Consider the following 14,762-nt stretch of genomic DNA (forward strand, 5'->3'; position numbering starts at 1 on the left):
AATCTATGTTATACATAAATAAAAACAGTAACTTCAAATGACATAGATTCTGCAAAGATCATCAATGATGGTCTTTCTTTTTTTGGAAAAAACTTGGAATATTATGATAATATTAAAGTGAGAAAGGTTGTGAATTTATTTGAGACGTTATAAGGCAATGCTATTTGATTTAGATGATACCTTACTTAATAGGGATAAGGCAGTAGAAAAAATGTTTCTACAGATTTTAGAAAAGTGTTATGGGGCTCCGAAACAGCAAACAAAAAACGACATGTTACAATCATTCAAAGAATATGATAAAAGAAGCTATGGCGATAGTGATAAAACAAAAGTGTTGGAATCTTTTTTTGATGAATACCATCCAAAAGTTAGATTGCCTCGCAGAGACATTCAAGAATTTTGGAATGAAAATTTTCCGCAATGTTTCTCTATAGACCAAAATACTATACATATCGTAAATACTATAAAGATGCATGTTAAGGTAGGAATTATAACAAACGGCTCAACACAGAGACAAAAAGCAAAAATAATGAACACTCATTTAAATCGTTGTTTTGATACAATCATTATTTCTGAAGAAGTGGGATTTAGTAAACCTAACGAACAAATATATGAATTAGCATTACATAAGCTTAACGTGCGACCGGAAGAAGTATTATTCGTAGGAGATAACATAGTAAAGGATATTGGAGGTTGTCAAAATGCAAATATGAAGGGCATATGGTTCAATCCTCATATGACCAAAAATGAAACCGATATAAAACCATATACCGAGATTCATTCTTTTGATAGATTATTAAGTTATTTGGCATAAAAGACAAAATCAAGCTTTTACACTTTGCAATTTTTAAAATAACGAAAGGCCAGAATCATACAAAAGAGAGATTTTTATATTTATAGTAAAATAAGATACCAGTTTAATTTTAAAAAGAAGGTAACAAGATGGAGTTCGTAACTGAAAAAGTATTATTTATAGCATTGTTTATTTTTATTATCCATTCGATTGAAACACTAGCTTATGCTGTGAGGTTATCAGGTGCAAGGGTAAAGCTGATTGCCTCAGCTTTATCACTCTTTAACATAATGGTAATCTTTTCGAGATTGGCAAACATGATGCAACAACCCTTCACCGGGAGTTTAATTGATAATGCTCCAAAAGAGAACGCTTTGCAGTTTGTTGAAGCCCAATTTCGAATACTCATTAGTGCATCAACAGCTGGAACAGTATTTGGAATCATTCTCCTTCCAACTTTTATTGCTTTATTTTCAAGAGCAATCATCCATTTATCAGAGGAAAGAGGTTCTGTACCTTCTTTAATAAAAAGGATATTTTCTCTACAGTACATAAAGCGTGGCATAACACATTTTAGTCTACCTAAGTTTACTTACTTGCAGGATACAAGAATAAAAGATATGCCCATTAGATTATTTTTTATAAATATGATAATTACAGCTATCTATACAATCGGTGTTTTATCTGCATTATATGCAGCTTTATTGGCTCCAGAAAGAGCTTCTACCGCTATTATGGCATCAGGTTTAATAAATGGGATTGCAACAATCCTTTTAGTCATCTTTATAGATCCTAAATTATCTGTAATAGCAGACGATGTTGTTAATCAACGTGGGAGTTACAATAAATTAAAGACTATGTCGTTAATGATGGTAACTTCAAGGTTGCTTGGTACAATACTTGCTCAATTTTTGTTCATTTGGGGAGCAAGATACATAGCATGGTTTACAAAATTTATCGTGTAGATGTTCCGAGATTTTAAGCGGTATTTTACGAACAATGCTGGTTTGTGGATGGAATAAGGGAGTAATCAGGAAAAGTGGGGGACCAATGGGTACTAACAAGTTTAATGAGTTTATTGAAATTGCAAAAAGACTAAATGATATTGAAATTATTCCATTGCTCATGGGGTCAGTAGGTTTAGAAATCGTTACAGGAAAGAGTTGGAATGCCCAAGACTTAGATATTCATGTACCTGGTGACAGAAGAGGCTGGGAGGTACCACCTGAACTATCTATATTTAACTGGGATAAAATTATGAATATCATGAATTCCATGGGATTTACCCTAATTGATTTGCATGAGCATGAGTTTTCTAAGGAAAGTTTATCCGTGGAATTTGGTATTACTGACACATTACCGGATTTTGCAGGGGTAGCATTAGAGGAATTAGAATTACATCAAAAGGGAGAGGTAAAGTATTATTTGCTAAATCCTAAGCAATATCTATCTGTTTACGAGGCTTCATCGAAGGACAGTTACCGAGCAGATAAAAATAATAACAAAGATCGTAAAAAAATTGACTTTCTAAAAAGTATGGATTAATACGCTGACCCTTTTCCTGCATAAGCGGGTTCGCGTTTTCATTTTGACTACTTTTGTTGAAGGTAGTGATCTATCATTACAGTAACGTTTAACAGAATGGGGAGAAAAAGATATGTGGTGGGTTGTCATTTTGATTTTAGGAATTTTGGTGTTTACTTTATTTATTGATTGGAGACGAAAGAAAAACATTAATAAATCAAATACAGTAAACGTACAGAACAGTACAACTTCAAATTATAAGTTGGAAGACACTATATATAAACATAAATGAAGATTACTGTTTATACTCTCACAGAGTTCATATTATATAAAACCATCGGTTGAAACGAGATCACGCCTTTAACTCCTTTGAGCATCTAGTGAGAACGTGCCAATGAGTATGTCGATTTCAGTTCAATTAAGCTAGTAGACATTCAACATTAGAATTATTTTATAGAGATTAAACTAGGTTATACAAATATTCGATCAAATGAGTAAGATTATATTATATATCTTTTGAATTATGAAAAACATGAATTAAAAGATCTATCTACTTTTAATTATGATTTCAAGGAAGAAAGATAGTTGCGGATAAATAGTTCGGAATATTTAAAAAATAAAACAACCGTGATATTTTGATATTTGCAGGATAAAACTTTCGGTGTTTATAGGTTTTCATTACGAGGAGGGAATTGAATGAAAAAAACAAATTTACTCTTTGTTTTGTTTCTTTTTTTTGTAGCAGGCTGCATGAATTCTGAGAATATCCAGAAAGTAAATAACGCTAGTATACTAAATGATGATAAATTATTACATCTGGAAAAACGGATAAATGAACTTGAAAAAATGCAGATGGAGTTTCAGAGTTTAAGTAAATCTGATTCAACTGATAATAATGACGTGTATGATCAACTTGAAATCCGGTTACTTCAAGTGGAACATATTATAAATCATATTCCAGAATTGGAAGTAAAATTAGGATACATCGAAGAATCCCAAAGTCACCAGTCTAAAAACAGCATACGTGTTCAATTAATAGAAATGTTGGATGATAATAATTCCCCCAATAATTATCGAATCGAAAAGAAAGGATATATAGATATTGCGCTAAGTAATGATGTTCTCATTTACACATTAGATGGTTTAAATTCAGAAAAAGTATTGGTAGAAGAATTACAGTCCAAAATAAACGAGTATCATCGTTTATTTACTTTCCATATTGTAGATGAAAAGGCCATTTTAATTACAGAAAAATACTTACCTTGATTGATATAAATTTATAGGAGTTTGAAACATGGAAAATAACATTTTTGAGGATTTGGCAAATCGATATGATACAAGAGAAAGAATTGAACTCGCTAAAGTGATCGTTGAGGTAGTAAGATCGGAGTTACAAAATAGTAAATCAAAATCGTTAATAGACTATGGAAGTGGAACTGGTCTAATCAGCTTAGAAATATCAGACCTAGTCGATTCCATTTTGTTGGTAGATTCGACAAAACAAATGCTGGAGGTTGCGAAAACTAAAATATCTCAAAAAGGAATCACCAACTCCAACGTACTTTATTCAGATTTTACTCAGGAAACTCCTGAACTTAAGGCTGACATCGTTTTACTATCACTTGTCCTTCTTCATATTCCGGACACAGACAAAATTTTACAAGAACTGTTCCGTATTCTGAATGATGGCGGCAAACTAATTATTATTGATTTTGATAAGAACGATCGAATAAATCATCCAAAAGTACATAACGGGTTTTTACACAATGAGTTGAAAAAAAGATTGTCAGAGGTTGGATTTAAATCAATTGAAATGAAGACATTCTATCAAGGAACTCGTATTTTTATGAATCAAGATGCATCCATATTTATATCCACCTGTATTAAATGATTCTTATTTTTTGTTTTTTACACACAGTAGAAAACATTCATAACAAGGGATCTGAGTTTTGGTATGAAGCTTTTAATGAAGAGCTATGATATTTATAAGCAGTCATTTTTGAAGAAGGAATTTTTGCTTATAGTAAAGAATACAAAAGTAGAAAACCATAGGGAGTGAGAAAATGGAGACGAATAAAAAAGTGCTTGGTTCGAAAAGTATCCCATTTAGATTAATTGAACAAAAACAAGAAGTAAATAGTTTAGTTATTGTGTTACCAGGGGCTGGTTACACAACCCAGGCTCCATTGTTACACTTTACCACAGGTTTATTCTATACGAAAGGTTTTGATGTTTTACATATAAATTATTCTTATAATAGGCAAGAATTATCTGATATAAGTATTGAAGATTTCAAAAGAGATGTACAACTTGCAATTGACAATGCAATAAAGAGCAAAAATTATAGTAATTATTATATAGTGGCTAAATCAATAGGAACAAAAGCTTTAAGTGATCTTTTAAATAATACAAGGTTACAAGAAGCAAAAGTAGTATGGTTGACTCCGATATTACAAAATGATGAGGTCTTTAAGACTATGGCCAATTGTAATAATAAGGGACTTTGTATTATAGGAGATAAAGATCCTTGTTTCATTGAGCAACGCTTTGAAAGGTTGACAAATAATCATAATCTTACATTAAAAGTACTAGAGGGTGGAAATCATGGTTTAGAGCTTGAGAAAGAACCAATAAAATCTATTGATCTATTAAAAGATGTAATTTCTGATATGAATGAGTTTTTAAAATTGAACGGGCATCCATAAAAGGATGTCTTTATTTCTATTGTACTAACGGTTAGTTGATCCGATTAAAAGGATTAACTCTATTTTTGCAGAGTTTATTTTACAAAAGCATGTTAAAAACTTTATTAACTTAATTTCTACTTAAAACAGAAATAGAGAGAGGGAGAATTATTTTGGTACAAGAAATACTTGAACTACTTAACAAATTTTATCCTGTGAATTTAATAAAAGTTGAATCGGTAACAAACGAGATGTTTCGGTGTACTTCTGATGAAGGTTATTATTTTGCGAGAATTACAAACTATAAAAGTTTTGATGAACAGTTAGAAGAAGTGAATTATACAAATTTTCTACATAAAGAGGGATTGGGTGTATCTCCAACAATCTCGTCTTTAAATGGTAATGTTGTAGAAAAGATAACTCTTGGTCACAAAGAAATTTTAACAGTTCTTTATAAACCAGTTCCTGGTGTACATCTCCAAAGAAATCAATGGAATGCAAACGTATTAAAAGAATTGGGTCGACAAATAGGTAAATTACATCGTTTATCGAAGAAGTATGAAAGGATACATAGAGTTAGATATATTAATGATTGGCATGATAACGAGGAATACGCCTTTCTCAAATATATTCCTAAAGAAGAAGTGGCGATAAGAGATCTTGCAAAAGATGTTTTGTTAACGATAAAAAATATCCCGAAAAATGATACGAATTATGGATTGTTACATGGCGATTTATGGTTAGAAAATATATTGGTTGATAATGATTTCAATTTAGGAATGGTTGATTTTCAAGATTGTGAGAAACATTTTTATATTTTTGATTTAGCAGTTCCCATTTACAGTGCGTTAGAGTATTCGTTTGTTGGTGGAGGTAGTATTGTTGAGTATGGACGTCAAATCACAAAAGCAATCATAGAAGGATACTTAGAGGAAAATGACATATCCTCGGAAATGCTAGAAAGACTACCCCTATTTATTAAACTAAAGGAGATATTTGAATACAGTTTAATGCATATGTATTGGAATAAAGAGAAGTTGACTGAAGAACAGATAAGAATAATGAACCATTATAGAATGAGGCTTGAACAAAATCATTCGATTCCAATCACGTAGCCCAAATAGTTCATGTCATTTGATAATAGAGTAAAAGGTACAATTACATAATGATTATTAAAATGCATTTTGAACAACGTGAAGTATTATTTTCTAAGAAAAATAGATGGAGGGAATAAGGTGGTAAGGGTTGTAAAAGTAGATAGAGATGAACACTTACTGGCAGCCATTGATGGTCTATATAGAGAAGTGTGGAATCAATCCATAATCGAACGATTGAAAAAACATATAAATTACGACGGATTTAGGGGATATCTAATGAAGTCAAATGATGAGGGAATTATAGGATTTTCTTATGGTTATATATCACGATCAGGTCAATATTATCACAATATACTCGCAAATGAACTTGGGCCAATTGCGTACGAGAAATGGCTTGAAGATTGTTTTGAGTTTGTTGAATTAGCTGTGCATCCTAACCATAGAAACCAGGGTTACGGTACAATTCTCATTCATGAATTACTAAAGGAAGTAACGAATAAGACCACTGTTCTAACTACTCAAGTAGATAATCGTTCTGCCCGTAGTTTGTATCAAAGATTGGGATGGGTGGTTGTTAAGGAACCCTTTATACCAAGTAAAAATGATTCTCCATATGTGATTATGGGTAAGGCTTTGTGATAAAAAGTGAATAATGTGGTTAAACAAATATTCTCGTTAAGAAACCCCGTCCTAATAGTAGAACAGGGTTTTCTTCGCTCAATGAAGGGTCATTTTTGGCTAAATGCAATTTTTAATCCGATAAGGGTGAATAGAGACCCTTGAATATAGTTAATCTTTTTAGAGAAGGTCGGATTTTCACGTAAGAAATAACCTACTTTGCCAGCAAATATACTAATTAAAGAAAAAATGACTAACGTTTGCGCTAAAAAGAGGATTCCATAAATAAGCATTTGAATGGAAACATGCCCATTCTCATAGTTAATGAATTGTGGGAAGAATGCTAGGAAAAACAATGAAACTTTTGGGTTTAATAGATTCATAATAACCCCTTTTTTGTACAAAGATTTGTAGTCTAAGGTGTCCTCATTGTGAAGGTTAAAACTCGATGCTTTTTCTCTGAAAGACTTAAATGCTAAGAATAATAAGTATGCTGCTCCTGCGTATTTTACGAAGGTGAATGCAAAAGCAGATTTGTAAATAACAGCTGAAATTCCTATGGTTGCAGCTGTAATATGTACCAATAATCCTGTGCAAAGCCCAAGTGTTGTAAAAATCCCTGCATTTTTTCCTTTAGCTATACTCTGTGCCAAAGTGAATAAGTTATCAGGTCCTGGCATAATCGTAAGAACGATGGCTGCACCCAAAAACGATATAACAGAAAGGTAATCCACGTCATCCCTCCTCTAATAAACTATTGGTTTATTTTAACATAACATACATATAGATCTAGCATAACTAGTGTTGGCCTTTTTATGAGTAGATTTAGGCATTTTCTTTCTTGAATTTCGCAAAATCATTTTTAAATAAGAGGTAAAATGAAGGAAGAATGAATGCTACCATTAATCCAATTTCAAGGGCTTCAGTTTCTACAGAAATAAGTTCTATAATCCCTTCTGCAAACATTTCACCACCTATGAAAATAAGAATGAGTCCTAACCCCTTAAAAATAAAGCCTAGATTTAATTTTATGGTTGTTTTAAATAGTAAGATAGCTACCAGGATAGACGCTATGATTCCAATAAAACTTCCTAAAACAACCGTGCTTGCTGCTTCAGTTACTTGGGTTAAATTAAAGATAACTAGCTCCATTCCTTCACGCGCCACTGATAAAAACGCTAATAGAAATAATCCAATTCCTGATTTTGTCTTGGCAACCTGTTCTTTTATCTGTGTTGTTACATGTTGATTGCGGTGCAACCATAAAATAAAGTAGGCAATCAGTCCAGCTGCAACTAACATCATGGAAACTTCTAAAATTTCCTCAGCTTCATGAGAAATACGTTGAGCAAACTGAAATAGGATAAATCCAAGTACTGCACTTCCTACTACTCCTGCAATTGTACCTGACACTACAACTCTAGTTAGATGGTTTCGGCCAAGTTTCGTTAAAGTTATAAGGATGATTCCGATAACTAACGCTGCTTCAAGTCCTTCACGGAAAGATAAAAATAAAGAATCTAACATAAAAAAGCACTCCTTTATTAAAATTGATAATCATTTTCACTAAATACAATAATAATGATAATCATTCTCACTGTCAATTGTAAATAAAGCAAAACTGTATATTTTTTAAATTCCCAGTAATATAAAAGTAAAAGAGAAAGGTACAGAATAATTTTGGGTGTGGATAATAAAGGAAATTAGTATTATTTTGTTGAATAAGAACAGGTAGGAGGGATCAAATGAACAAAAAAGAATACATAAAAGCTATAAACTGGACAATTTTCATACTTGCAATAGTTACGGCGATTATTACAGCTTACACCACTCTCTATGACCTTAACCATACACCTAGATTTGGAGAAGATGCGCAGTCTCGTGCAGGATTCCGATGGGGATCGTTGCATATTATGATCTCGATTGCCATACTGATCATTTCAGCTTTATTAGTAAGAAGCTGGAAACGCCTCTATCCATATAATGTTCCGATTGCAATTATTCTGGTTGGTTTTTGTTATGTATTATTTTTTCTTACATTCACGATTGGATGGGTCGGGGCGGTAGGCATGCTGGGTTTCTTTACCGCTCTCCTAGTAGGTGTGGCTTTAATGATTTCGTATTCTGTGGCTAATCTTATTGAACGGCGAAAAACTGTAAATAAAAGTTAAGTAAGCTTGCTCTGTAAAAGAATAATGCATTTTACACAATAACCACATTTTACGAATGGTGCGATAGTCCAGAAGGATTATCGCTTATTTTCATTTAGAGCAATTACTTAAGAACAGCTTAAGGTACTTTTATATAGCAAAAGACATTCACTTAAACCCAATTTTTAGTGAATATTAAATGTCATTCATATGTCTGAACAAATACCTATTTAGGATAAATATAAGGAAATTCCACGTATGACTTATACACTAAACGTGACATTTACATATAGTAGCATTGTGTAATTGATTAAAGGAGGGTTGAGAATGGGGGTAAATCCAAAAGACTTACAAGATTCGCAGCAAAAACTCACAAACATGCTTGTTAAAAATATTTTAAATAAACATGGCGTTCAATTAAGTACACCTAATGTTTCAAGGAATCAAAAACAAGAACTTCGAAATACAATTCGAAAATTACAAGAGCAAACTCATCAATTTTTGAATAACACACAAACAACTTTAACAGAAAATGATGTAAATCCAGATACAGGAATGGTTGAAGATACAAATACAAATAGACCAAAAGTTTATAAATCAGTTGTTACAAACAAATCAACAGGTCAAAATCGTAAATTGAAATAACATAATAACCTTTCAAATTAATTAAAAAATCAAGGAGGAAAATGATTATGAACCAAGAAACTTATCGTTTCAATACTGCAGATCAAAATAAATGGTCTGCATTGGATCCAAGTTCTGAACACCCATGCAATATTAACAATGAAGAAATCGTTCAGGAGGCGACTCAAGCAGCAGATAATTTACAGTTCAATGAGGAATTAATTTTTATTAAAGATTCATGTGATGTTACTGTAACAACTACAGATACAAAGGCGGCATTAAATTTACAAGCTGCTTTACAAGCTGCAATTGCTGTAGTTGTAAGTATTTCAATTGCTGATAGCTCACAAGCTCAGAGAGTGACTCAGGAATTACTACAAGCATCTAGAAACAGACAGATTTCTCGCCAAAAGACTGTCATCGAAAACTCAAGAAATGTTAATGTTACAACAACTGACACGCAAGTTGCTGTGAACGTACAACTTTTACTTCAAGTTTTACTTGCGTTATTAGTTGAAGTTAATATCCTTTAATCACTCTCCTGCTACTATTCTATGATAATGAGTCAAACCATGACATTAAAATTAGCCACTTTTTTTGAAGAAATTTTTCGAGATGGATAAACTAATTAGCGGGTTCAGATGAGATATTAAGAATATCTTTTAGAGGTGCAAATAGGAAACTCATTTGCACCTCTATTCCGTATTATAACTATGTTTATAAGCAAATTTACGGTTATTAACATACAAATTAGTGCCCATGTAAAGGTGAACCGCCTTTTTAGAAAAAATGTTCGAACGAGTAGATTACTTACATAATATGTTGTGTTAATATTTAGAAAAAGGGATAGGGCTTTGTGGATATTAACAATGATGAAAAGAATATTGTTTCTAATCACCGCAATCGTATTTTTTTTCATATATCTAAAAATATATAAATTTATTTTTACCTATTTCTTACCTCACTATGAGGTAACGGGCTTATTTACTCTACTAATCGGTTTCCTTCTTTTGGCTGTTTTATCAATCATTTCGACCCAGATAACCTTTGATATTAATCGACGAAGTAACGAAGGTAATACCAAAATTAGAGGGTTACTTACATAGTTATTTGTAATTGAGAGTGTGGCTGATTTGATGAAAAAATATCTTGGATTCATTTCATTGGTTTTGATTGTGATTTTTGTATTATTAGCAATTATTTTTCCTCATGTATTGGATCGTTTACCTGAATCTTTAGACCTGTTGTTATTATTAGGACTGTTGCTAGGTTCATTCATTACTGCAATATTTAGTGTGAAAGGACGATTAAAAACAATTGCTTTATCCATTTCAACTCTTGGTATGTTCGGATTAGTCATCTTATTTATTATTGTTATAAGTATGATGTTATTTGGGAACTTTGGAACATAACTTGAATAAATTGGAATTTTTTTCATGAGCGGGTTCAAGTTTGTAATTTATATAAAGGAAGCCGTTTTTAAATCTGGAGGGGATGACTGTGAATCTTGGAAGCGAATATTTGAGAATTGTCATTGAAAAATTTAAAGAGGTAAAAAGCCTTGGAGAGAAGACAATGATTCAGTTATCGGAAGAAGAAATCCATTGGGCCTATAATAACGAGTCCAATAGTGTAGCAATCATAGTAAAGCATTTAAGCGGTAATATGGTTTCAAGATGGAGCGACTTTTTAACATCAGACGGGGAAAAACCATATAGAAAACGTGATTGGGAATTTTTAGATGATATATCCTCGAAATCAGAGTTAATAACTGTCTGGGAAAAAGGGTGGGAAGTCTTAATTAATGCCCTAACTAATTTAAGTGAACAAGATTTATTAAAACATATTTATATTCGTGGAGAGCGTCATTTGGTTCTAGAGGCCATTGAAAGGCAAGTGGCCCATTACGCTTATCATGTCGGCCAGATTGTTTATATTGGTAAGCAAATAAAAGATAGTTCTTGGGAGAGCCTCAGCATCCCAAGAGGAGAATCCGAAGAATACTTAAAGGAAATGCTTAACAAACACAAAAATCATTAGTTTAAAAGTAAAAAGCTACTCAAAGCGAATAAAAAAATACGACCATCAGTTGATGGTTTTTTTTAGGAACTTTTTTTGGTTTTATCCGTATTAACAGATGTTTAACAATATGACCTTTTAATAAATAAATAGAAAATGGAATTTAGATTATGTTCATTTTACATAGGAGTGGGAAGATGAGAGATATTTCGGTATTAGTTGCGGATGATGAGAAGGAAATTGCGGATTTGGTAGCGATCCATTTAGAAAAAGAAGGATACAAGTGTTTTACAGTATCAGATGGGCAAGAGGCTGTTCTTGTTGTGGAGAATCAACCAATAGATTTACTTATAGTAGATATTATGATGCCAAAAATGGATGGATTTGAAGTAACCCGTCGCATTCGCGAAAAACATAATATGCCAATCATTTTTCTAAGTGCGAAAGCATCGGACTTTGATAAAGTACAGGGACTAGTCATTGGAGCAGATGATTATATGACGAAACCATTCACCCCAATCGAATTGGTTGCTCGTGTAAATGCTCAGCTCAGGCGTTTCATGAAACTCAATCAGTATAAACCAAATACAAATCATACTACCAGTGTGGAATATGGTGGATTAGTTATTTCTCCTGACCAACGCACAGTTACTTTATATGATAAAAGCATCGAGCTTACCCCGAAAGAGTTTGATATTTTGTACTTACTTGCGAGCCATCCTAAGAAAGTATTTAGTGTGGAACATATTTTTCAAAATGTATGGGGCGAAGCGTATTATGAAGGTGGGAATACCGTTATGGTTCATATCCGCACACTTAGGAAAAAACTTGAAGAAGATAAACGGAAGGACAAATGGATTAAGACAGTATGGGGAGTAGGGTATTCATTCAATGGTTAAAATGGTGTTCAATTTTCGTTCTAAGATGCTAATGTTATTGGGTTTAAGTATGTTTCTTTCTGGTCTTATCACGTATCTACTCTTTAAAGGTCTGCAATATTATTATCATACGAATGTCCAATATGGAGAACCTTTGGCTCAGTTTCGATTAGTTATAGCTAGATTCGGAGACTTTACTCTCTTTTTTATTATCTTTATTTTGCTTTCATTCCTTTTTTTCTTTTTCCTTACTAAGCCATATTCTACTTATTTTAAAGAAATTTCAAACGGGATTTACTTCCTTGCCCGAGGAGATTTTAACCACAAGGTACATATCCGTTCAAATGATGAATTTGGGGACATTGCACGTGATATTAATTTGGCAAGTGAAAAATTACAAGAAGCAATTCAAAGAGGAGATTTTTCAGAAAGCAGTAAGGATCAATTGGTCGTAAATTTAGCTCATGACTTGCGCACTCCACTTACCTCTATTTTAGGATATTTGGACTTGCTCCTTAAGGATGAAGGCTTGACTAAAGAACAAATCAGGCATTTTTTATCGATTGCTTTTACGAAATCTCAACGTTTAGAAAGGTTAATTGAAGAGTTATTCGAAATTACAAGAATGAATTACGGAATGCTTCCAGTCCACAAAAAGAAAATAAATGTAGCGGACTTACTTCATCAATTAAACGAAGAATTGTATCCTGTCTTCGAAAAGAATCATTTAATGGCTCGGATGAATTGTACGTCCCAGTTACTGATTTTGGGTGATGGGGATTTGCTTGCACGTGTGTTTGAAAATCTTTTGACTAATGCCATTCGTTATGGAAATGATGGCCAGTACGTTGATATTAATGGTTTTATTGATGAAGAGGAAGTGGTTGTTCAAGTTGTGAATTATGGAGACAGTATCCCAGCTGATGATTTGCCACATATATTTGATATGTTTTATACCGGAGACAAAGCACGAACTCATCGAGAAGATAGCACAGGTCTTGGTTTGTTCATCGCAAAGAATATTGTGGAACAGCATAATGGAGTGATTACAGCAAAAAGCAGTTTAATCCAGACCATTTTTGAAGTTCGAATACCAATGGAAAATGAACCTATTCAATAAACATTTAAGAAAAATTTAAGATTTACCCTACTCTTTTTTTAAACAGTTTTACTTATTCTTTTAGTGTAAAGGAGAATAAGGAGGAAGTTGTGAAAATGAAGAAGTGGGGTTTTTTATTAGTCTTTTTATCGTGCATGAGTTTACTATACATAAAGTTTGATCCATATTCTGAACCAAAAGTGGTTATACAACATGTTAACCAACAAGATAATAGAGTGAATTCCGTAAACATCCAACGTTTAGAGATTAAAGAAGACCAAATCTATCAAGGAAATTTGCTATTGGTCAACAATGATTATCCGGTTCACCATGAGAGTATTAAGTCCGATGTCATCAATCTATATACACAGAATGAATTTTTGGAAGGATACGAATTATTAAATGGCGACATTGATTTGTCAAAGGAAATCGCACGTAAATTTTCAGAAATGGTTCTTGCTGCAGAAAATGAAGGTGTGAGTAATTTTGTCATTACTAGTGGGTTTCGAGATTTTGAGGAACAAAGTGCACTTTATCTAAATAAGGGTTCTGCCTATGCTTTACCTGCCGGCCACAGCGAACATAATCTAGGTTTATCATTGGATATAGGATCTACTCAAATGATGATGGCTGAAGCACCTGAAGGAAAGTGGATCGAAAAAAATGCATGGAAATATGGGTTTATTCTACGATATCCTGAGAATAAAATGGACATTACCGGAATTCAATATGAACCGTGGCATATCCGCTATGTTGGTTTACCACATAGTGCGATTATGAAGGAAAAGAATTTTGTTTTAGAAGAATATTTAACATATCTAAAAGAAGAAAAACAGATTTCCGCAAGTTTAGATGGGGAAAATTATACAATTTCATATTATCCTATTTCTAAAAGTACGACGATTAACGTACCGGAAAATCGGTACCTTGAGATTTCGGGTAACAATATAGATGGTGTAATTGTGACTGTTTTCGATCGAAAATTGTAACTCAAATCGTGACAAATAATAAAGCATCAGAGTTGGTGTCAATGAGGTTTGGAATCCCCTGATGTTTAGACTGCAAACAATTAGATTGATGTTTGCAGTCTCTTTTTATATCTGGTTTTATAGGACCTGATTCTCATGCAATGACACTTTACTTTCTACATTACCTTCAATTGTAAATTCATCTTTTAATGGATGACAAGTTTAAAAATGAGCAAATCCCTATATATGCACCAAAATTAATAAAAGAACTGAACATCCGCAAAACTTTGTGAATTTAATTTTTTCCA

General features: G+C 32.7%; 18 protein-coding genes. 16 read left to right on the forward strand and 2 right to left on the reverse strand.

Features of this window, described 5'->3' with window-relative positions; translation table 11 throughout:
• The first annotated feature begins 157 nt into the window (after positions 1 to 157).
• The 8 genes from RGU12_RS00560 (at position 158) to RGU12_RS00595 (ending at position 6,737) form a co-directional block, all read left to right on the forward strand.
• The gene (locus RGU12_RS00560) at positions 158 to 814 is read left to right on the forward strand and encodes an HAD family hydrolase (protein ID WP_309536242.1); all 657 of its coding nucleotides are present in this window, start codon (positions 158 to 160) and stop codon (positions 812 to 814) included.
• Between the two features lie 128 nt (positions 815 to 942).
• Entirely contained in the window at positions 943 to 1,758 is an 816-nt protein-coding gene (locus tag RGU12_RS00565; protein WP_309534324.1) for a lipid II flippase Amj family protein, read from the forward strand.
• 85 nt (positions 1,759 to 1,843) lie between these two features.
• Positions 1,844 to 2,338 (forward strand): phosphoribosylanthranilate isomerase, encoded by a 495-nt coding sequence (locus RGU12_RS00570; protein WP_309534325.1) that lies wholly within the window; start codon positions 1,844 to 1,846, stop codon positions 2,336 to 2,338.
• Between the two features lie 675 nt (positions 2,339 to 3,013).
• Complete coding sequence (locus RGU12_RS00575; protein ID WP_309534326.1) at positions 3,014 to 3,583, forward strand: hypothetical protein; 570 nt, start codon at positions 3,014 to 3,016, stop codon at positions 3,581 to 3,583.
• A 28-nt stretch (positions 3,584 to 3,611) separates the two neighbouring features.
• A complete protein-coding gene (locus RGU12_RS00580) occupies positions 3,612 to 4,208 on the forward strand; it encodes a class I SAM-dependent methyltransferase (RefSeq protein ID WP_309534327.1) in 597 nt (198 codons plus the stop codon).
• Positions 4,209 to 4,380: 172 nt separating this feature from the next.
• A complete protein-coding gene (locus tag RGU12_RS00585) occupies positions 4,381 to 5,022 on the forward strand; it encodes an alpha/beta family hydrolase (RefSeq protein ID WP_309534328.1) in 642 nt (213 codons plus the stop codon).
• Between the two features lie 152 nt (positions 5,023 to 5,174).
• Positions 5,175 to 6,116, forward strand: coding sequence for a phosphotransferase enzyme family protein (locus RGU12_RS00590; RefSeq protein WP_396232288.1), 942 nt, complete (start codon positions 5,175 to 5,177; stop codon positions 6,114 to 6,116).
• A 120-nt stretch (positions 6,117 to 6,236) separates the two neighbouring features.
• Positions 6,237 to 6,737 (forward strand): GNAT family N-acetyltransferase, encoded by a 501-nt coding sequence (locus tag RGU12_RS00595; protein ID WP_309534329.1) that lies wholly within the window; start codon positions 6,237 to 6,239, stop codon positions 6,735 to 6,737.
• Between the two features lie 89 nt (positions 6,738 to 6,826).
• On the opposite strand, the gene RGU12_RS00600 is transcribed toward RGU12_RS00595, so the two are convergent.
• Together RGU12_RS00600 and RGU12_RS00605 are read right to left on the reverse strand one after the other, a co-directional pair.
• Positions 6,827 to 7,450, reverse strand: coding sequence for a LysE family translocator (locus tag RGU12_RS00600; RefSeq protein WP_309534330.1), 624 nt, complete (start codon positions 7,448 to 7,450; stop codon positions 6,827 to 6,829).
• Between the two features lie 91 nt (positions 7,451 to 7,541).
• Positions 7,542 to 8,243 carry an FTR1 family iron permease gene (locus RGU12_RS00605; protein ID WP_309534331.1) on the reverse strand — a complete coding sequence of 234 codons (702 nt, stop codon included), beginning with the start codon at positions 8,241 to 8,243 and terminating at the stop codon, positions 7,542 to 7,544.
• Positions 8,244 to 8,461: 218 nt separating this feature from the next.
• Here RGU12_RS00605 and RGU12_RS00610 point away from each other — a divergent pair, with 218 nt between their 5' ends.
• From RGU12_RS00610 to vanY, 8 genes are all read left to right on the forward strand, one after another.
• Entirely contained in the window at positions 8,462 to 8,887 is a 426-nt protein-coding gene (locus RGU12_RS00610) for an RND transporter (protein WP_309534332.1), read from the forward strand.
• Positions 8,888 to 9,193: 306 nt separating this feature from the next.
• A complete protein-coding gene (locus tag RGU12_RS00615) occupies positions 9,194 to 9,511 on the forward strand; it encodes a hypothetical protein (RefSeq protein WP_309534333.1) in 318 nt (105 codons plus the stop codon).
• Between the two features lie 47 nt (positions 9,512 to 9,558).
• Entirely contained in the window at positions 9,559 to 10,023 is a 465-nt protein-coding gene (locus RGU12_RS00620; protein WP_116350226.1) for a spore coat protein, read from the forward strand.
• Positions 10,024 to 10,626: 603 nt separating this feature from the next.
• A complete protein-coding gene (locus RGU12_RS00625) occupies positions 10,627 to 10,902 on the forward strand; it encodes a histidine kinase (RefSeq protein WP_309534334.1) in 276 nt (91 codons plus the stop codon).
• Between the two features lie 88 nt (positions 10,903 to 10,990).
• A complete protein-coding gene (locus RGU12_RS00630; protein ID WP_309534335.1) occupies positions 10,991 to 11,530 on the forward strand; it encodes a DUF1572 family protein in 540 nt (179 codons plus the stop codon).
• Between the two features lie 176 nt (positions 11,531 to 11,706).
• On the forward strand, positions 11,707 to 12,408 hold the full coding sequence (gene vanR / locus RGU12_RS00635; RefSeq protein WP_309534336.1) for a vancomycin resistance response regulator transcription factor, VanR-F/VanR-M family: 702 nt from the start codon (positions 11,707 to 11,709) through the stop codon (positions 12,406 to 12,408).
• Entirely contained in the window at positions 12,401 to 13,507 is a 1,107-nt protein-coding gene (locus tag RGU12_RS00640; RefSeq protein WP_309534337.1) for a sensor histidine kinase, read from the forward strand. The genes vanR and RGU12_RS00640 overlap by 8 nt, the downstream gene beginning before the upstream one ends.
• Positions 13,508 to 13,602: 95 nt before the next feature.
• On the forward strand, positions 13,603 to 14,475 hold the full coding sequence (gene vanY, locus RGU12_RS00645) for a VanY-A/VanY-F/VanY-M family D-Ala-D-Ala carboxypeptidase (RefSeq protein WP_309536244.1): 873 nt from the start codon (positions 13,603 to 13,605) through the stop codon (positions 14,473 to 14,475).
• Positions 14,476 to 14,762 lie beyond the last annotated feature (287 nt).

The sequence above is a fragment of the Ferdinandcohnia sp. QZ13 genome (assembly GCF_031324165.1).
Lineage (GTDB): Bacteria > Bacillota > Bacilli > Bacillales > Bacillaceae_L > Ferdinandcohnia.

Coding starts and splice junctions, on each gene's coding strand:
- RGU12_RS00560 (WP_309536242.1), top strand. CDS start 158: ATGCTATTTGATTTAGATGATACCTTACTTAATAGGGATAAGGCAGTA.
- RGU12_RS00565 (WP_309534324.1), top strand. CDS start 943: ATGGAGTTCGTAACTGAAAAAGTATTATTTATAGCATTGTTTATTTTT.
- RGU12_RS00570 (WP_309534325.1), top strand. CDS start 1,844: ATGGGTACTAACAAGTTTAATGAGTTTATTGAAATTGCAAAAAGACTA.
- RGU12_RS00575 (WP_309534326.1), top strand. CDS start 3,014: ATGAAAAAAACAAATTTACTCTTTGTTTTGTTTCTTTTTTTTGTAGCA.
- RGU12_RS00580 (WP_309534327.1), top strand. CDS start 3,612: ATGGAAAATAACATTTTTGAGGATTTGGCAAATCGATATGATACAAGA.
- RGU12_RS00585 (WP_309534328.1), top strand. CDS start 4,381: ATGGAGACGAATAAAAAAGTGCTTGGTTCGAAAAGTATCCCATTTAGA.
- RGU12_RS00605 (WP_309534331.1), bottom strand. CDS start 8,243: ATGTTAGATTCTTTATTTTTATCTTTCCGTGAAGGACTTGAAGCAGCG.
- RGU12_RS00610 (WP_309534332.1), top strand. CDS start 8,462: ATGAACAAAAAAGAATACATAAAAGCTATAAACTGGACAATTTTCATA.
- RGU12_RS00615 (WP_309534333.1), top strand. CDS start 9,194: ATGGGGGTAAATCCAAAAGACTTACAAGATTCGCAGCAAAAACTCACA.
- RGU12_RS00620 (WP_116350226.1), top strand. CDS start 9,559: ATGAACCAAGAAACTTATCGTTTCAATACTGCAGATCAAAATAAATGG.
- RGU12_RS00625 (WP_309534334.1), top strand. CDS start 10,627: ATGAAAAAATATCTTGGATTCATTTCATTGGTTTTGATTGTGATTTTT.
- vanR (WP_309534336.1), top strand. CDS start 11,707: ATGAGAGATATTTCGGTATTAGTTGCGGATGATGAGAAGGAAATTGCG.
- RGU12_RS00640 (WP_309534337.1), top strand. CDS start 12,401: ATGGTTAAAATGGTGTTCAATTTTCGTTCTAAGATGCTAATGTTATTG.
- vanY (WP_309536244.1), top strand. CDS start 13,603: ATGAAGAAGTGGGGTTTTTTATTAGTCTTTTTATCGTGCATGAGTTTA.